14 protein-coding genes and 1 pseudogene are annotated in these 17,336 nt (G+C 68.4%); 7 read left to right on the top strand and 8 right to left on the bottom strand.

Annotation, left to right across the window (positions count from 1 at the left end):
- Window positions 1-217, bottom strand: a pseudogene (locus RMCN_RS31295) (hypothetical protein); the annotation flags it as partial.
- Between the two features lie 145 nt (window positions 218-362).
- Between RMCN_RS31295 and RMCN_RS18120 the strand changes: the two are divergent.
- Both RMCN_RS18120 and RMCN_RS18115 read left to right on the top strand, forming a co-directional pair.
- Window positions 363-1,100 (top strand): hypothetical protein, encoded by a 738-nt coding sequence (locus tag RMCN_RS18120; RefSeq protein ID WP_409366056.1) that lies wholly within the window; start codon window positions 363-365, stop codon window positions 1,098-1,100.
- Window positions 1,072-2,691, top strand: coding sequence for an HD domain-containing phosphohydrolase (locus tag RMCN_RS18115; RefSeq protein ID WP_084377557.1), 1,620 nt, complete (start codon window positions 1,072-1,074; stop codon window positions 2,689-2,691). The genes RMCN_RS18120 and RMCN_RS18115 overlap by 29 nt, the downstream gene beginning before the upstream one ends.
- 4 nt (window positions 2,692-2,695) lie before the next feature.
- On the opposite strand, the gene RMCN_RS18110 is transcribed toward RMCN_RS18115, so the two are convergent.
- Entirely contained in the window at window positions 2,696-3,829 is a 1,134-nt protein-coding gene (locus RMCN_RS18110; protein ID WP_067392044.1) for an NAD(P)/FAD-dependent oxidoreductase, read from the bottom strand.
- A 60-nt stretch (window positions 3,830-3,889) separates the two neighbouring features.
- Window positions 3,890-4,246, bottom strand: a complete 357-nt coding sequence (locus RMCN_RS18105; protein WP_409366055.1) for a VOC family protein — start codon at window positions 4,244-4,246, stop codon at window positions 3,890-3,892.
- A 69-nt stretch (window positions 4,247-4,315) separates the two neighbouring features.
- Between RMCN_RS18105 and RMCN_RS18100 the strand changes: the two genes are divergently transcribed.
- Complete coding sequence (locus RMCN_RS18100) at window positions 4,316-5,044, top strand: DUF3060 domain-containing protein (protein WP_067392043.1); 729 nt, start codon at window positions 4,316-4,318, stop codon at window positions 5,042-5,044.
- Here the strand turns inward: RMCN_RS18100 and RMCN_RS18095 are convergent.
- The gene (locus RMCN_RS18095; RefSeq protein WP_067392042.1) at window positions 5,041-5,937 is read right to left on the bottom strand and encodes a haloalkane dehalogenase; all 897 of its coding nucleotides are present in this window, start codon (window positions 5,935-5,937) and stop codon (window positions 5,041-5,043) included. The genes RMCN_RS18100 and RMCN_RS18095 overlap by 4 nt on opposite strands.
- 171 nt (window positions 5,938-6,108) lie before the next feature.
- Here RMCN_RS18095 and RMCN_RS18090 point away from each other — a divergent pair, with 171 nt between their 5' ends.
- Complete coding sequence (locus tag RMCN_RS18090) at window positions 6,109-6,351, top strand: hypothetical protein (RefSeq protein ID WP_064426547.1); 243 nt, start codon at window positions 6,109-6,111, stop codon at window positions 6,349-6,351.
- A 57-nt stretch (window positions 6,352-6,408) separates the two neighbouring features.
- On the opposite strand, the gene RMCN_RS18085 is transcribed toward RMCN_RS18090, so the two are convergent.
- From RMCN_RS18085 to RMCN_RS18075, 3 genes are read right to left on the bottom strand one after another with little or no spacing between them, the layout of a single operon-like run.
- A complete protein-coding gene (locus RMCN_RS18085) occupies window positions 6,409-7,257 on the bottom strand; it encodes a sulfurtransferase (protein ID WP_067392040.1) in 849 nt (282 codons plus the stop codon).
- 3 nt (window positions 7,258-7,260) lie between these two features.
- Window positions 7,261-7,869 (bottom strand): HD domain-containing protein, encoded by a 609-nt coding sequence (locus RMCN_RS18080; RefSeq protein WP_064426545.1) that lies wholly within the window; start codon window positions 7,867-7,869, stop codon window positions 7,261-7,263.
- 14 nt (window positions 7,870-7,883) lie between these two features.
- Window positions 7,884-8,351 (bottom strand): LppP/LprE family lipoprotein, encoded by a 468-nt coding sequence (locus tag RMCN_RS18075; RefSeq protein WP_064426544.1) that lies wholly within the window; start codon window positions 8,349-8,351, stop codon window positions 7,884-7,886.
- A 106-nt stretch (window positions 8,352-8,457) separates the two neighbouring features.
- On the opposite strand from RMCN_RS18075, the gene recC reads away from it, so the two are divergent.
- Genes recC through recD form a run of 3 tightly spaced genes read left to right on the top strand, consistent with a single transcriptional unit; the run spans window position 8,458 to window position 16,672 of the window.
- Complete coding sequence (recC, locus tag RMCN_RS18070) at window positions 8,458-11,700, top strand: exodeoxyribonuclease V subunit gamma (RefSeq protein ID WP_067392045.1); 3,243 nt, start codon at window positions 8,458-8,460, stop codon at window positions 11,698-11,700.
- Window positions 11,700-14,987: an exodeoxyribonuclease V subunit beta gene (gene recB / locus RMCN_RS18065; protein WP_067392036.1), complete on the top strand. Its 3,288-nt coding sequence runs from the start codon at window positions 11,700-11,702 to the stop codon at window positions 14,985-14,987. The genes recC and recB overlap by 1 nt, the downstream gene beginning before the upstream one ends.
- Entirely contained in the window at window positions 14,984-16,672 is a 1,689-nt protein-coding gene (gene recD, locus RMCN_RS18060) for an exodeoxyribonuclease V subunit alpha (protein ID WP_067392028.1), read from the top strand. Before recB ends, recD begins: the two co-directional genes overlap by 4 nt.
- An 82-nt stretch (window positions 16,673-16,754) precedes the next feature.
- On the opposite strand, the gene RMCN_RS18055 is transcribed toward recD, so the two are convergent.
- Window positions 16,755-17,336, bottom strand: a 582-nt coding sequence (locus RMCN_RS18055) for an IS30 family transposase (protein WP_234787703.1), incomplete at its 5' end; no start/stop codon positions are given.

The following is a 17,336-nucleotide window of genomic DNA, read 5'->3' as shown; positions in this document are numbered from 1 at the left end:
TGCGTTGCGGCGCGGGAACTGTCATAAGACCACCTTCCCTGGGAATCAGGGCGCGGTCGAGGTCACCGGCGAACACCGCCGCCTGCCACCGTCGGAACTGGTGGTTCGACACCCCCCGAGCAGCAAGGAACGGCCCTTTCTGCCCATAAGGAACTAGCTGATACTCCACGACGAGCTCACGAATCTCGCCGGATGAGAACCCCGGACTGATCGACATAACCCAACCTCTTCACACTGGACCACATTGACTCACAACGAGCGTGGCAAAGAGGGTCACCGATCGAAATCACTCACAAATCGCAACACAGTTTGGGGTGTTTGCCCCATGTGGGCGGTCGGCCCGCTACCCCACGATGACGACCATGACCAAGACACCCCAGGCCTTCGCGGCCGCCACCAAGACCATGCCCCTGCCCGACGGAGACGAGGAGCGTGTCGTCGGCTTCGGCGTCATGGGCCTGCCGTTCGCCAACGGCCACTACCTCGCCTACCGGGATTTCCCCGAGACGTCGTTCTCCCCCGCCTACAAGTCGGTGTGGCACCGCAGGCCGGACGGGGTGTGGACGTTCTACGCCACCACGCCCGGCCCGCAGAGCTGCTCGCGGTACTTCAGCTCGGCAACACCGGTCGACCCGGTTGTCTGTCCCATCGACGCCGATTGGCTCACGCCGTGGTCGCTGTCGATTTCCATTGCCGGAGTGCTGGATTGGCGTGTCGACATCGCGTCCACCCCGGCCACCCGTCTGATGAGCGCCGTCGGATCGCGCATACCCGCCGCCGCGGCACGCAACCGCCGAACGCTGATCGCGATGAGCCGCATCGTCGGACCGGTGCTGGGCATCGGCAAGGTCCGGCTGACCGGCAATCTGCCCAACGGTCAGGAATTCCGCATCGCACCCCGGCGGGTGTGGGCGGTCGCCGACTCGTCGGCCGTCGTGCAGGGGGTGGACCTCGGTCCCGTCGGTCCACATCCGGTACAGGGCAACCTGGCCGACTTCCAACTACCGCAACGCGGTATCTGTGTGGTCGCCCAGGGCCGGTTCGAGGCGTTCGACGTGGCCCGTCACCGTGATGCGGACCGTCTTGACCTATCGCACTGATCCGGCGTTGCAGAGGGTGCAGAATCGGGCTGTGACCGGCGCCCGCACCCCGCAGGAGCTTCCGACCCGGGCGGAAGTGCTCGCGGCGCTGTCGGTCGCGGTCGACCTCGGGCTGGGGCAGCCTGCCGAGCACATGCTGCGGTCCGCGCTGATCGCGACACGGCTGGCCGACCGGCTGAACTTGACTGCGCAGCAGCGCGATTGCATCTATTACACGACGCTGATCATGTGGAACGGCTGTCACGCCGATTCACATGAGTACGCCCGGTGGTTCGGTGACGACATCGCGGTGCGGCGAGGCTCGTACCTCGTCGACTGGTCCGGGCTGCCGTACCAACGATTCCTGCTGACCAACGTCGGCCGCGGTGAGTCGCTGCTGACCCGGTTGAGGACGGTGGCGACGCTGTATGCCAATGCGCGCGGCAACATCTCGCAGCTCATTCACTCGCATTGCACGTCGGCGGGCCTGCTGGCAGAACGTATCGGGCTGGACACCGATGTGCGGCATGTGCTGCGGTACACCTTCGAACGCTACGACGGCGGCGGGCTGCCGACCGGCGTGTCCGGCGACGGGATACCGGTTGAGATGCGGGTGGCCCAGGTGGCCGACATGGTCGAGGTGCACCAGCGCGAATACGGCGTCGACGGTGCTCTCGCCATGGCCCGCAGCAGGCGCGGTGGCCAGTTCGATCCCGCGGTCGTCGACGCGTTTGTCGCCGATCCGGTCGACGTGCTGGCGGTCCCGTCGACCGGGGACGTGTGGGCGACGGCGCTGCAGCACGCGCCGGACCGCGGAACGCGCCTCGACTCCGGCTCGCTCGACACGTTGCTGATGGCCCTCGGCGAATTCGTCGACCTCAAATGTCCATTCACACTGGGGCATTCACGCGCGGTGGCCGATCTCGCCGCATCCGCAGCCCAAACGCTCGGCCTCGACGATGAAGCGGTCGCGACGACGCGGCGCGCCGGGTATGTGCACGATCTCGGCCGCATCGGTGTGTCGAATCAGGTGTGGTCGAAACCCACGGCGCTGACCATGGCGGAGTTCGAGCGCATGAGGCTGCACCCGTACCTCACCGAGCGGATCCTCTCGCAGGTGCCGGCCCTCAGGGACATCGCGTCGGTGGCGGCCAACCACCACGAATGTCTCGACGGCTCAGGGTATCCGCGGGGGCTGGCCGCGCGACAGCTGACGATGCCTGATCGGCTGCTGGCGTGCGCGGTCAGCTATCAGAGTGCGCTGGAACCGCGGCCGTACCGCGAGGCTCTCGGACCCGCGGGAGCGGCGAGACGCCTGCGGCAACGGGTGTCGGAGGGGCAATTGGACTCGGCGGCCGCCGATGCGGTGCTGCACGCCTCGGGGCATGCGTCGGGTAGGCGTCAAGCGGGGCCGGACGGCCTCACGGGCCGAGAGGTCGAGGTGCTGCGACTGGTCGCGCAGGGCGCGAGCAACAAGGACATCGCCGCCAAGCTGGTGCTCAGCGAGAAGACGGTGCGCAACCACGTCGAGCACGTGTACGCCAAGATCGGCGTCTCCAACCGCATCGGGGCGAGCATGTACGCACTCGAGCACGGGCTAGCGCCGGGCTGACCGGTCAACGCGCGCCGAGCAACTCGCCGGCGCGGTGGTGGTCGTCGTCGGCGTTGAGGGTCAGCACACCGACGACGTCGCCACCCGCCTCATACCAGACCGTGAACCCGGTGTGGTGGTCGACGAATCGGGCCTGCTCGAAGTTGACACCCCAACCGCGGTACTTGAGCACGGAACTGCCGATGGTGCAGGAGAACCCGGGCACGGTGTCCCATGCCGCGGGGAAACCGGCCGCGGTCAGGCCGGCGACGTGGCCCTGGTGCGCGGCGTCGCGCCAGTGTTCGGCCGGGATGGGTCTGCCGGCGGTGACGTTGTGCGCCAGCGCCACATCGCCCGCGGCATACACGTTGCGCGCCGAGGTGTGCATGTGCGAGTCGACGACGATGCGCCCGTCGCGCGTCTGCAGTCCGGCGGCTTCTGCGAGGCGGATGTCGGGGCGCACACCCGTCGCACACACGACGAGGTCGGCGTCGACGGCCTCACCGCTGTCCAACATCACGCGGGTGTCCTCGACCGCGGCGACGGTCGTCTCACCGGCGAACCGGACGCCGTTGTCCGACAGCAGTTTCGCGACGCGTTCACCGGCCTCGAGCCCGAACCGGCGCTGCAGCGGGACATGTTCGGCGGCGACGACCATCGTCGCGACCCCGCGCTCGGCCAGACAGGATGCGGCCTCGCATCCGACCAGGCCGCCGCCGATGACCACGGCGCAGTCGGAGTAGCGGGCGGCCATCTTGAGCGCCACCGCGTCGGCGAACGACCGCAGCGTCAACGCCGACTCGATCCCGGGAATGGGCGGTCGCACCGCCACGGAGCCCGAGGCGATGACGAGATGCCAGTAGGGATAGCGCTGACCACCCGCCGTCACGACCTGCTGGCGGCTCACGTCGATGCGCTCGACCGTGATGCCGCGGACGAGGTCGACAGCGTTGCGCTCGAACCAGTGCTCACTGTGCAGGGCGAGCTTGGTGTCGCGGCCGCACAGGAAATCCTTGCTCAGCGGCGGCTTCGCATACGGCAGCGCCGGGTCGGTGGTCAGGATGCGCACGGGGATGTCGGGGTGCTTGCTGCGGAACGTCTCCGCGGCGCTCACCCCGGCAGGACCGCTGCCCACGGCAATGAACCCTGGAGCCACCACGGGTTGTGAGTACCAACTTCGGCGTCGCGGTAACCGTGCGTCAGCAAATCGGCTTCGCCGCTAGTCGGCGATGCCCCAGACCAGACAGAACGTGTGTCCCGCCGGGTCGCGGAACACCCGGAACTTCGAGTCCTCCTCGGCGTCGGACACCCGGGTGGCGCCGAGGTCGAGGACTTCGTGTTCAGCGGCATCGGGGTCGTCCACCGCAATGTCGAGGTGGAATTGTTGCGAACCGCGCGGATCCGGAAAGCGCGGCGGCTCGTGTTCCGGCGAGAACTGGAACGCCAGCCGTCGGCCCTGCGGGTCGGTGAGCACCACCCAGGAGTCGTCCTGCTTTTCGATCTGTCCGCCGAGAACGCCCGCGTAGAAGGTGGCCAGCCGCATCGGCTCCCGGCAGTCGACGACGGTGGATCGCAACGTGCCAATCATGATCGTCGGGTTGCCGGTATTCAGGCGGTGCAAACGACGGTGTGGCACCATCTGCGCATGAAACCCGAGGACGACCCGGAAGCGCGTATCCGGCAGCTGGAGCAACCGCTGGCCGACTACGGCGCCGTCGAATTGGGCACGTCGCAACCGCCCACCAACGACTACCCGACATCGGCGCTGCCCCCGCCGGTCTACGGTCCCCCGCACCAGCCGCCCTACCCCGCTCAGTCGCCCTACAGCGCGCCGCCGTTCGGAGTCTCGTTTCCGCCGGGGCCGACGAAGAGCGGCGCGCCGTTCGGGTTGATCTTCGGGCTGATCGGGGTCGTCGTGGTGGTCATCGTCGCCGGCATCGGCGCGCTCGTGTGGACGCTGTCGTCGGCGACGGAGGAGATCGCGGGCCGCCCGGGGATCTCGATCGCGACCGGGGACGACCCCCGCGGCGGCAGCGTGACGATCGGTCCGTCACGCGGGGCGCCGACGCAGCTGCCCGACGGCGAGCCGCCGAAGGTCGCCGTCGCGCCGGCCGGCGGGCACTACAGCGTGTCCGGGGTCGACGAGAACGAGACGATCGAGTGCAACGGCAGCAACATCTCCGTCAGCGGCGTCGACAACACCGTGACGCTGCTCGGCCACTGCCTGAGCGTGACGGTTTCGGGGGTCGAGAATCAGGTCACCATCGACAGCGTCGACCAGATCGGCGCGTCTGGGTTCGACAACCAGGTGATCTACCACTCCGGTGACCCCGAGGTGAACGCCACCTCGAGAAACACCGTCACCCGAGGTTAGTTGCGCCACTGCAGGATTCGCTCGGCCAGCTCGGGGCCGCAGTCCTCCTGCACGAAGTGGCTGCCGTGGATGCGGGCATGGGGTTGACCGGCTGCACCGGGAATGTGTTCGATCAACGGGCGATCGGCACGGCCGAGGATCGGGTCCTTGGCGCCGAAGACGCACAGGAACGGTTTCTCCCAGCGCCCCAACGCTTCCCACGCCGCGCGGTTGGCCGGTAACGCCGGGTCGTCCGGCTCTGTCGGCACCAGCGCGGGGAACGCCCGGGCACCGGCCTGAAATCGCTTGGCGGGGAACGGCGCGTCGTATCCGGCCCGGATGCGCGCGGGTACGTCGGTGACCGTGCCGAATGCGACGATGCGTCCGGCAGGCAGCACTGGCGAATGCCGCGCGAACGCACGCCAAACTCGGAACGGTAGGTTGGCCGGCGTCTGTCCTGCCGGCAGGAAGCCGTTGGCCACGACGATGCGCGCGATGCGCTCGTCCTGCTCGGCGGCGATGCGCAGCCCGATCAGCGAACCCCAGTCCTGGATGAAGATCGTGGTGTCGCGCAGGTCCAGCGCCGAGAACCACGACGTCACCCATTCGACGTGACGCAGATACGTGTAATCCTCGATGCGACTGGGCTTGTCGGAGCGTCCGAACCCGATCAGGTCGGGTGCCAGCACCCGGCATCCACCGGCGACCAGTGGCGGAATCATGGTGCGGTACAGGTAACTCCACGTCGGTTCGCCGTGCAGCAGGACGACGACCGGGCCGTCGCGTGGGCCTTCGTCGACGTAGTGCATGCGCAGCGGCTCGGTGTCGGTCGCGGTGACGTCGACGTAGTGTGGCGCGAAGGGATAGCCCGCGAGGTTGGCGAAGCGGTCGTCGGGCGTGCGTAGAACGTCCATGGGTGCTCCTATCCGCTCCCTGGAGCTTAGAACCTGTCCCCCGATCGGTGGACGCGTGATTCGTCCGGTTCACCCGCCGATCGGTCGACATACATCGGTGCCGTGGTGCAGCACTGTTGGGTCATCGCCGGAGCACCGGCGCAGAACCGGACTCGACGAGGAGATCCCGACATGAACGCCACCGCCACCCGCCGCATCGCCCAGCTTTTCGCCCTGCCGGTCGTGGCAGCCGCAATCCTGGCCGGGGCCTTCGTCCTTGCCGGCGCCGCCAACGCCGAAACCCACTCACCGACTCCCGCGCCGCGGCCGGGCATCGTCGCAACGCCGACCGTGACCGCGCACCCGACTCCCGGCAGCCCCCACACTCACGGCATCCCCCATCTGCAGCAGGTCCAGCCCGGCTACCATCCCTGACTCCGCAGCCACTCATCACAGAGGCCCTCCAGGTCGCCCTTCCCTGGAGGGCCTCGATCATGGCCGGGAGCCGCGAGCGACCGGGCGCGACGGGTCCGAACTCCATTGCGACCATGAACCGGGAAACAGCGCGGCATTCACTCCCGCCGCCGCCAGGCCCGCGATCGTCACCGCCGCGGTGACGCCGGACCCGCAGTAGACCGCCACGTCGCCGTCGCCCACATCCCCCAACGCCCGGGCCAACTCGTCGTCGTCCAGCAGGGCCCCGTCCTCGGTCAGCAGGCGGGTGCTCGGCACGTTGAGCGCACCGGGAATGTGGCCGGCGACCGGATCGACCGGTTCCACGTCACCGCGGAACCGTTCGGGCGCCCGCGCGTCGAGCACCAACCGGCCCGGTTCGAGTAGCGCGTCGGCGATGACGGTCGGGCGTGCCCCGTCGTACAGGTCGTCGTGGGCGACGGTGACGTTCCCGGGTGCGGGTTCGACGACGCCGGATTCCAGCTGACGGCCAACCGCCATCCACGCCGCGAGCCCGCCGTCGAGAATGCGGACGTCGTCGATGCCTGCCGCGGTCAGCACCCACCAGGCTCGCGCGGACCCGGCGCGGTTCCAATCGTCGTACACGACGATTGGCACCCCGGCTCGCACGCCCCACCGACGGGCGGCAGATTCGAGCGCGGTTCCGGACGGCAACGGGTGCCGTCCGCGGCCTTCGACGGTGTGGTCGCTCAACTCGTCCTCGAGCGACACGTACACCGCGCCCGGCAGGTGTCCTTGTTCGTAGGCGGCACGACCGTCGGGCTGCCCGAGCTGCCACCGCACGTCGAGCAGCGTCAGCGGTTCACCCGCGTCCAGTCGCCGCGCCACCTCCGCGGCCGAGATCCACACCGTGTCGCGTGCGCTCATACCTCAGACGGTAGCGGCGACCGGTGGGCCGATCTCCTCGGCCAACGTCTCGACGACGCGGGACAGTTCGTCGACCAACCAGCTGTCGCTGCGACGCCGGTACACCTCGAGCAGCGAGCGGTAATACCACAGATGCTCGTGCGGGTCATCGGTGTTGAAGCGCTGCCACACCTTCGGGCCGAAGCGGCGTAGGTCGCGCAGGATCGCCCTCGCATTGTCCAGCTTGTCGGCCACCGACACGCGAATTGTGCTGTCGGAGGCGGTGTTCAGGTGCTCGATGTACGCCTGCTTGCGCTCGCGCCACGGCGGTTTGGGCGTCAGGACCGTGTCGCTGCACTCCTCGACGATGGCGGCGACCTCGGGCCCGAAACGTTCTTCGATCTGTGTGAGCGTCACGTCTCCGCCCTGATCCTCGGCGGCGTCGTGCAGCAACGCGGCGATGGCCTCGGTCTCGGTGCCGTCGGCTTCGATCACCAGGCCCGCCACCGACAGCAGGTGCCCGACGTAGGGCACCTGGCTGGCCTTGCGGGTCTGGGTGCGGTGCAGTTCGGCGGCGAATCCCAGCGCCTCTTGGAATTTCGGGCCAAGGCGCGGTGACGTCGTCTCGCTCACTTCGCGCTCCTTCCTCAGGCCGTCGGTGGCGGCGGATCGAGCATTACGGCGCGGTCGCCGTTCCAGCGGTACCGCGCGCTGTGGATGGCCGCGGGCTCGCAGGCATTGCATTCACCCGGCACCTTGTAATTGAGCACGACCATGTCGTCGCTGCTGGCCGCGTTGTCCAGTGAGGTAAAGCCGTACGCCTTGGAGGTGCCCGTTCCCAGATACTCGCCGCGATGGAACAGCAGCGCCTGCACGGGCGAGCTTCCGGTGCCGCCCTCGGTGGTCACCAGGATGGTCGACAGTTCTGCGCACGGGTCGTAATTGCTGTCGACCGGGGTGCTGTCCCACTTGGCGCCGGTGAGCGGCTCGAACGGCAGCCGGGCGAACGCCAGGCGCAGCGCGGCGGCCTGGTCCGGGCCGCACGATGGCTGGGCGTTGGCGACCGGCGTCGCGACCAACGGGACACAGGCGGCCATGGTCATCATCGCGGCCATCGAACGAATCATCGAATGTTGGCTTCCCTGGCTTCTTCGCTTGCAAACGTCCACCGCCACCGTAAACCCCGCGCCGCGTCGGACCGACCTCCTATCGTTGGCTGCGATGGCGCTTCACATCCATCGGGCAGAACGCACCGATCTTCTCGCCGACGGGCTCGGCGCCCTGCTTTCCGACCCCCTACCTGACCCGTTCGCCGAGGAACTGGTCATCGTCCCGGCCAAGGGTGTCGAGCGCTGGTTGAGCCAGCGGCTGAGTCACGCGCTCGGGCGTGGCGCGGGCGCCGACGGCGTCTGCGCCGGCATCGCCTTTCGCAATCCCCGCTCGTTGATCGCCGAGCTGACCGGCACCGAGCGGGACGATCCGTGGTCGCCCGACGCGATGGTGTGGCCACTGATGGAGGTCATCGACGCCACCTGCGCCGAGGACTGGTGCACGCCGCTGGCCACTCATCTCGGTCACTTCGAAACCGGCGAGGAAAGGGAACTGCGGCAGGGCCGGCGCTACGCCGTCGCCCGCAGGCTGGCCGGGCTGTTCGCCTCCTACGCGCGCCAACGCCCGCAGCTGCTGGTCGACTGGGAGAACGGCGCCGACGGCGACATCCCGGCCGATCTCGCCTGGCAGCCGCCGATGTGGCGCGCGCTCATCGAGCGCATCGACACCGACACGCCACACATCCGCCACGCCAAAACCGTTGTGAGGCTGAGGGAGTCACCGACAGATCTGCCCGCGCGGCTGTCGCTGTTCGGGCACACCCGGCTGCCCAGCACCGAGATCGAACTGCTCGAGGCGCTGTCGACCCACCACGAGCTGCACCTGTGGCTGCCGCATCCCAGCGACGATCTCTGGCAGCAACTCAGGGGAACGCACGGGCAGATCCCCCGGCGCGAAGACACCAGCCACCGCCGAGTCGGCCATCCCCTGCTCGCCACCCTCGGCCGCGATCTTCGCGAACTGCAGCGCGCATTGCCCGACGATGCACACACCGACGAATACCTCGGCGGCCGCGAGCACCCGAACACGCTTCTCGGGTGGCTGCAATCCGACATCGGCGTCAACACCATCCGGCGAGAAGGCCGCAGGCACACCGCCACCGACCGTTCGGTGCAGGTGCACAGCTGCCACGGGTCGGCCCGCCAGATCGATGTGCTGCGCGAAGTACTGCTCGGACTGCTCGCCGATGACCAGACGCTCGAACCGCGCGACATCCTCGTCATGTGCCCGGACATCGAAACCTACGCACCGCTGATCGTGGCCGGATTCGGGCTCGGCGACATGATCAAGGGGGTGCATCCCGCGCACCAGCTCCGGGTCCGTCTCGCTGACCGGTCCCTCGTCCAGACCAATCCTCTGCTCGGGGTCGCGTCCGAGCTGCTGGCATTGGCCGGCGGGCGGGCCACCTCGAGCGAGGTGCTCAACCTCGCGCAGGCCGCAGCGGTCCGCGCCCGCTTCGGCTTCACCGACGACAACCTCGAGGACATCACCCGCTGGGTTCGGCAGGCCAACATCCGCTGGGGCTTCGACACCGAGCACCGCAAACCCTACGGTGTCGACTTCATCCAGAACACATGGCGTTTCGGCATCGACCGCGTGCTGGCGGGGGTGGCCATGTCCGACGATTCCCACGCCTGGCTCGACACCACACTGCCCCTGGACGACGTGAGCAGCAACCGGGTCGACCTGGCCGGCCGGCTCGCCGAGTACATCGACCGCCTGCGATGCGCCGTTCAATCCCTCACCGGCACAAAGCCGCTCGCGGACTGGCTACAGGCGTTGACCGACAGCATCGCCTTGCTCACCCGGGTGAGCGACGACGACGCGTGGCAGACAGCGCAACTCGAGCGCGAGTTCGCCGACGTGCTCGCCACCGCGGACACCCGGACCCACACCCCGATGCGGCTCTCCGACGTTCGCGCGCTGCTCGACCGCCATCTCGCGGGCCGGCCGACCCGCGCCAACTTCCGCACCGGCACCCTGACGGTGTGCACGATGGTGCCGATGCGGTCGGTGCCCCACCGGGTCGTGTGCCTGGTCGGGCTCGACGACGGGGTGTTCCCCCGGTTGGGCGTGGTCGACGGCGACGACGCGCTGGCCCGTGAACCGATGACCGGCGAACGCGATATCCGTTCCGAGGACAGGCAATTGCTGCTCGACGCGATCGGCGCTGCCACCGAGACGCTGGTGATCACCTACACCGGCGCCAACGAGTACTCCGGTCAGGACCGACCGCCCGCCGTTCCGCTCGCCGAACTGCTCGACACCCTGGATCGCACCACCGAGCGCCCGGTCCGCGACGCGATCGTGGTGAAACATCCCCTGCAGCCGTTCGACACCCGCAATGTCATTCCCGGCAAGCTGATCCCGGACGTGCCGTTCACGTTCGACTCCACGGTCAAACGCGCGGCACTCACCCGTGCCGCCGAACGCGCGGAACGACCGAAGTTCGTCTCGGGACCGCTGCCCGCACCCTCACCCGACGACGTCGTACTCGCCGACCTCGCCGGGTTCTTCCGCGATCCCGTCAAGGGGTTCTTTCGCGCGCTGGACTACACGTTGCCGTGGGAGGTCGACGGGGTCGAGGACGCGATGCCCGTCGACATCGATGCGCTCGAGGAGTGGACGGTCGGCGATCGCGTGCTGCGAGACATGTTGAGCGGCATGGATCCCGACCAGGCCCGCCAGGCCGAGTGGCGGCGTGGCACGCTGCCTCCCGGTCACCTCGGATGGCGTCGCGCGAACGAGATCTGTGAGCAGGCTTCGCTCATCTCCGAGGCCGCGCGGCCCTACCGTGGGGCCGATGCAACCGCGATCGACATCGACGTCGAGATCGGCGGGGGCCGCCGGGTCACCGGCACCGTGACGCCGGTCTACGGTGAGCGGCTGGTCTCGGTCACCTACTCCAAGCTCGACGGCCGTCATCTGCTGCAGCCGTGGATTCTGTTGCTGGCGTTGCTGGCTCACGAGCCCGGCCGCGAGTGGAAGGCGGTCAGCATCGGGCGGGCCAGGCGCGGCACCACGCCGCGGGTCGAGTCAATGGGTAGGCCGGCCGAGCATGCGCGCGAGCTGCTCGCTGATCTCGTGGCAATGTACGACCAGGGCCGTCGTGAACCGCTTCCGCTGCCGGTGAAGACGTCCTATGCGTGGGCAGAGGCCGTGCACGGCCACGGCGACCCCGAACAGCGGGCCGGCTACAAGTGGCGGTCCGGTCGGTATCCCGGCGAGGAGGCCGAACCCGCGTACCAGCTGGCATTCGGCAAGAACACCTGGTTGACGCACCTCGTCGAACGCGGTCTCGACACGTACGCCGGTCGGTTGTGGCTGCCGATGCTGCGGGCATTGGATACCTGATGGAGCCCTTCGATCTGTTGGGTGAGCTACCCGCCGAACGCTCCACCACAGTGCTGGAAGCCAGTGCGGGAACCGGTAAGACGTTCGCGTTGGCCGGGTTGGTCACGCGCTACCTCGCCGAGGGCGTCGCGACGCTCGACCAGATGCTGCTGATCACGTTCAGCCGCGCGGCCAGCCAGGAACTGCGAGACCGGGTCAGGCGTCACATCGTCGACGCCGTACAGGCTTTCGCCGATCCGTCGAGCGTCGACACCAATGAGATCATCGAGCATCTCCTCGGGGGCACCCCGAACCAATTGGCCGAACGCGAGACCCGCCTGCGTGACGCGCTGGCCGCGTTCGACGCCGCGACGATCGCCACCACACACCAGTTCTGCCAACTGGTACTCAAATCGCTAGGTGTCGCGGGTGACAGCGACTCCCGCGTCACTCTGGTCGAGAGCCTCGAGGAGCTCGTCACCGAGATCGTCGACGACCTCTACCTGCACCACTTCGGCCGCGAACGCGACAATCCGCTGTTGACCTATGCCGATGCGCTGCGGCTGGCCAAGCAGGTTGTCGAGCACCCCGCAACCGAGCTGAGACCGAAAGACCCCCAACCGGACTCGCGCGCCGAGGTCTGCGTCCGGTTCGCCAGAGACGTTCTCGACGAGCTGGAGGTCCGCAAGCGACGCAAGGGGATTCTCGGATACGACGATCTGCTGAGCAGATTGGCCGAGGCGCTGCAAGCCGACGACTCCCCCGCGCAACTGCGCATGCACCAGCGCTGGCCGATCGTGATGGTCGACGAGTTCCAGGACACCGACCCGGTGCAGTGGCGGGTGATCGACCGCGCGTTCACCCGACGTTCGACGCTGATCCTGATCGGCGACCCCAAGCAGGCGATCTACGCGTTCCGCGGCGGCGACATCGTCACCTACCTGAGCGCGGCCTCAAAGGCCGACGTTCAGAAAACCTTGGCCACCAACTGGCGCAGCGACGAGGCGCTGGTCAACCGGTTGCAGGCGGTGCTGCGCGGCGCGCAACTGGGTCACGAGAAGATCGTCGTGCACGACGTCGCCGCCAAGCACGAAGGCTCACGACTGGCTGGCGCGCCGTGCGACGAGCCGTTCCGGTTGCGGGTCGTGCGCCGAAACACATTCGGCCGCAGCGGAACCAGTGTCCTGCCGATCGATCAACTGCGCACCCACATCCCCAAGGATCTGGCGAGCGACATCGGCGCGCTGATCGATTCGAATGCGACGTTCGACGGTCGTCGTCTCGGCGCGGGTGACATCGCGGTCATCGTCGAGAACCACCGTGACGCGCGGGTCTGTTACCGGGCGCTGTGCGACGCCGGTATCCCCGCGGTGTACACCGGCGACTCCGACATCTTCAATTCCGACGCCGCCGAGGACTGGTTGGCGCTGCTCGAGGCGTTCGACCAACCGCACCGGCCCGGCGTGGTGCGCGCGGCGGCCGCGACCATGTTCTTCGGCGAGACCGCCGAGACACTCGTCACGGGCGGCGACCAGCTGACCGACCGCATCGCAGAAACGCTGCGGGAGTGGGCGGGCCACGCCCGCGAGCGCGGGGTCGCGGCGATCTTCGAGGCCGCGCAACTCGCCGGCATGGGCGACCGGGTGTTGTCGTGGCGCAACGGTGAGCGGCAGATGACCGACCTGGCCCACATGACCCAGCTGCTGCAGGAGGCCGCCCACCGCGAACACTTCACGCTGCCCGCGCTGCGGGACTGGCTGCGGGCCCAGCGCGACGAACGCAGCGGCGCCGCTGAGCGATTCCGTCGCCTCGACAACGACGCCGCCGCGGTTCAGGTGATGACGGTGTTCGTCGCCAAAGGCCTGCAGTTCCCGGTGGTCTATCTGCCGTTCGCGTTCAACCGTCACGTCTTCGAACCCGAGCTGGTGCTCTACCACGAAGGCGAGACGCGGTGCCTGCACATCGGCGGCAACGACAGCCCCGACTTCCACGCGGTGTCGAAGGTGGGCCGCGAGGAGGACGCCAGCGACGACAGCCGCCTGATGTATGTCGCGATGACGCGGGCCCAGTCGCAGCTGGTCGCCTGGTGGGCGCCTTCCCGCGACGAGCCGAACGGTGGGCTGTCACGGCTGCTGCGCGGCCGGCGGCCCGGCGAATCGATGGTCCCGGATGCCGTTGTCCCTGGCAAGGTCTCCGACGACGACGCGATGGCGCGCTTCAAGGAGTGGGAGGCCGTCGGCGGTCCGGTGATCGAGGAGTCGATACCGCGAGCGAGGCGCGCACGTCCGGAGCCCCCGAGCCCCGCCGAGGTGGACGCCCGCCACTTCCACCGTTCCATCGACACGGCGTGGCGCCGGACGTCCTACAGCGGGTTGATCCGCGCGGTCGAGGCGACACCGGTCAGCAGCGAACCCGAAGTGGCCGAACTCGACGACGAGGCCGCCGAGATCCCGTTGACGGCCGAGGCGGTCGGCGCCGACGTGCCCTCACCGATGGCCGAACTGCCGACCGGTGCGAAGTTCGGCTCACTGGTGCACGCGGTGCTCGAAACCGCGGATCCGTTCGCCCCCGACCTCGCCGCGGAACTTCGGGCTCGGATCCGTGAGCACTCCGCGTGGTGGCCGGTCGACGTCGACGCCGGTGAGCTGGCGGCGGCGATGGTGCCGATGCACGACACACCGCTCGGGCCGCTGGCCGGAGGCGCGACGCTTCGCCGGATCGGGTTGGGCGACCGGATGCGGGAGATGGACTTCGAATTCCCCTTGGCCGGTGGTGATCTGCGCACCACCGCGCCCGACATCCGGCTCGCCCATGTCGGTGAACTGGTGCGCGCGCACCTGCCCGCCGACGACCCGCTGGCGTCGTATGCGGAGCGGCTGACCGGAGCGGGCCTGGGGCCGCAGCCGCTCAAGGGTTACCTGTCGGGTTCGGTGGACGCGGTGCTGCGAATCGGCGACCGCTACCTCGTCGTCGACTACAAGACGAACTGGCTCGGCGACCCCAATCGCCCCCTCACCGCGGCGGACTACTCCCGGCCGCGGCTGGCCGAGGCGATGCTGCACTCCGACTATCCGCTGCAGGCGCTGCTGTACAGCGTTGTGCTGCATCGGTTTTTACGGTGGCGGCTGGCCGGTTACACGCCCGAACGGCATCTGAGCGGCGTGCTGTATCTGTTCCTGCGCGGGATGTGCGGGCCGGACACACCCATCGAAGACGGCCATCCCGCCGGCGTGTTCAGCTGGCACCCGCCGACGGCGTTGATCACCGCTCTGTCGGATCTGCTCGACGCCGGCAGGGCCGCAGCATGACCGGCGTGGAGTGGCGACGGGCGATCAGCGCCACGGGACTGCTGCGCACCTTCACCGACGCGGAAGTGCTCGAAGCATCGGATGTACATGTCGCACAACGGCTCTGCGATCTCGTCCAGGCACCCGACGAGCCTGTCGCGCTCGCGATCGCGCTCGTGGTGCGCGCGCTGCGCAACGGTTCGGTATGCCTGAACCTGCGGACCGTCGAACAGCAGGTCGGCCTCGACGGACTGCCGTGGCCCGCCGTCGACGATTGGTTCGCCGCCATCGCCGCGCACCCGCTGACCGGCCGGCCACCGGCGCTGCACGTCGACGGGGACCTGCTGCACCTCGACCGGTACTGGCTCGAAGAGCAGCAGGTGCGCGACGACATCCTGTCGATGACCGCCGCTCGGCCGACCCAGCCGTTGCCGGACCTGGACAGGCTCTTCCCGCCGGGCTTCGAGGAGCAGCGCGCCGCCGCCGAACTGGCGTTGTCGCAGGGTCTGACGGTGCTCACCGGCGGTCCGGGCACGGGCAAGACGACAACGGTGGCGCGTCTACTCGCACTCCTCACGAGCGGGACACGATTGCGGATCGCGCTGGCGGCGCCGACCGGCAAGGCGGCGGCGCGGCTGCAGGAGGCCGTGCAACTGGAGGTGGACAAGCTCGAGACGGCCGACCGCGAGGCGTTGTCCGGACTGCACGCCACGACGTTGCACCGCCTGCTCGGCAGCCGCCCGGACACGTCGGCGCGGTTCCGGCACAACCGCGCCAACAGGTTGCCGCACGATGTGATCGTCGTCGACGAGACATCGATGGTGTCGTTGACGATGATGGCGCGACTGCTGGAGGCGGTGCGGCCGGAGGCCCGACTCATCCTGGTCGGCGACCCCGACCAGTTGGCATCGGTGGAGGCAGGTGCGGTCCTTGCCGACCTGGTCGACGGGCTGAGCGAGGGCCGCATCGCGGAGTTGAAGACGTCGCACCGGTTCGGCGAATCGATCGGGCGGCTGGCCGGCGCGATTCGCGCCGGTGACGAGGACACCGTCATCGACGTGTTGCGTACCGGCGGTGAGCACATCGAATGGGTGGACACCGAGGCGCCGTCCGAGCATCTTCGTAAAGTGTTGGTGCCAAACGCGATTGCTCTGCGTACGGCGGCGGTTCTCGGTGATGCCGATGCGGCGCTGGGCATTTTGGCCGAACATCGGTTGCTGTGCGCACATCGCCGCGGCCCGTTCGGGGTGCGGTATTGGAATCACCAGGTGGAGCGGTGGCTGTCGGAGTTGACCGGCGAGCCGATGTGGTCGATGTGGTACGCGGGGCGACCGGTGTTGGTGACCGCGAACGACTACGGGCTCAACCTCTACAACGGCGACACGGGTGTCACGGTGCTTCGCGACGGGGTGCTCCGCACGGTCATCGCCGGCACGGAGCGGCTGGAGTTCGCGACCAGCCGGCTCGCCGACGTCGACACGATGCATGCGATGACGATTCACAAATCGCAGGGCAGCCAGGCCGACGAGGTCACGGTGCTGCTGCCGCCGGAGGATTCCCGGCTGCTCAGCCGCGAGTTGTTCTACACCGCGGTGACCAGGGCCAAGAAGAGGATCCGGGTCGTCGGCCCGCAGGCCTCGGTGCGGGCCGCCGTACAGCGCCGCGCCGTGCGCGCATCGGGCCTGGCGCGCCGCCTGCGCAGCTGACCCTCATTACTTTGTGGCGCGAACGTGGGTTACCCGCACGCTTTCCGGCTCCGAAGTCAAGTGGTGAGTGCAACATCGGGGTTCATGCTGCTGCTTGGGTGATCAGTGCGTTGAGGCGGTCTGCGGGGGTGTCGAGGTTCAGGGTGGGTCGGGGCCGAGTGTTGAGGGTGTCTTGGATGCGTTGCAGATCGGCCTTGGAATGCACACGCAGGTCGGTGCCCTTTTCGAACCAGAACCGTAGTAGCCGGTTGGTGTTCTCGTTGCTGCCACGCTGCCAGGGCGAATGGGGATCGCAGAAGTAGACCGGGGCCTGCAGTTGCAGGCTGATGTCTTGCCAGCCGGCCATCTCTGAGCCGCGGTCCCAGGTGATGGTGCGGCGAAGGTGGGCCGGCAGCTGGCTCATCGCCGCGATCATCGCGGTGGCCACTGATTCGGCGGTGTGATCGTGGGGCAGGTGCAGCAAGATGGTGAACCGGGTGCTGCGCTCGACCAGCGTGCCGATCGCACTGCCACAGCCGCTGCCCAAGATGAGGTCGCCTTCCCAGTGCCCGGGCACGGCCCGATCATCGACTTCGGGGGGACGCTTGCTGATGGTGAGCACATCTCTAAACGGTGAGCGTCGCGGCGCGGCATCGCGGGATTTACGTGCCGCACGTTTGGTGGA

Source organism: Mycolicibacterium novocastrense (genome assembly GCF_001570485.1).
Classification (GTDB): Bacteria; Actinomycetota; Actinomycetes; order Mycobacteriales; family Mycobacteriaceae; genus Mycobacterium; species Mycobacterium novocastrense.
The sequence above is the reverse complement of the archived record's forward strand: the minus strand, read 5'-3'. Positions and strand labels throughout refer to the sequence as shown.

Bases quoted from the DNA above. Each gene is read 5' to 3' on its own strand.
- RMCN_RS18120 (WP_409366056.1), top strand. From the start codon at position 363: ATGACCAAGACACCCCAGGCCTTCGCGGCCGCCACCAAGACCATGCCC.
- RMCN_RS18115 (WP_084377557.1), top strand. From the start codon at position 1,072: ATGCGGACCGTCTTGACCTATCGCACTGATCCGGCGTTGCAGAGGGTG.
- RMCN_RS18100 (WP_067392043.1), top strand. From the start codon at position 4,316: ATGAAACCCGAGGACGACCCGGAAGCGCGTATCCGGCAGCTGGAGCAA.
- RMCN_RS18095 (WP_067392042.1), bottom strand. From the start codon at position 5,937: ATGGACGTTCTACGCACGCCCGACGACCGCTTCGCCAACCTCGCGGGC.
- RMCN_RS18090 (WP_064426547.1), top strand. From the start codon at position 6,109: ATGAACGCCACCGCCACCCGCCGCATCGCCCAGCTTTTCGCCCTGCCG.
- RMCN_RS18085 (WP_067392040.1), bottom strand. From the start codon at position 7,257: ATGAGCGCACGCGACACGGTGTGGATCTCGGCCGCGGAGGTGGCGCGG.
- RMCN_RS18075 (WP_064426544.1), bottom strand. From the start codon at position 8,351: ATGGCCGCGATGATGACCATGGCCGCCTGTGTCCCGTTGGTCGCGACG.
- recC (WP_067392045.1), top strand. From the start codon at position 8,458: ATGGCGCTTCACATCCATCGGGCAGAACGCACCGATCTTCTCGCCGAC.
- recB (WP_067392036.1), top strand. From the start codon at position 11,700: ATGGAGCCCTTCGATCTGTTGGGTGAGCTACCCGCCGAACGCTCCACC.
- recD (WP_067392028.1), top strand. From the start codon at position 14,984: ATGACCGGCGTGGAGTGGCGACGGGCGATCAGCGCCACGGGACTGCTG.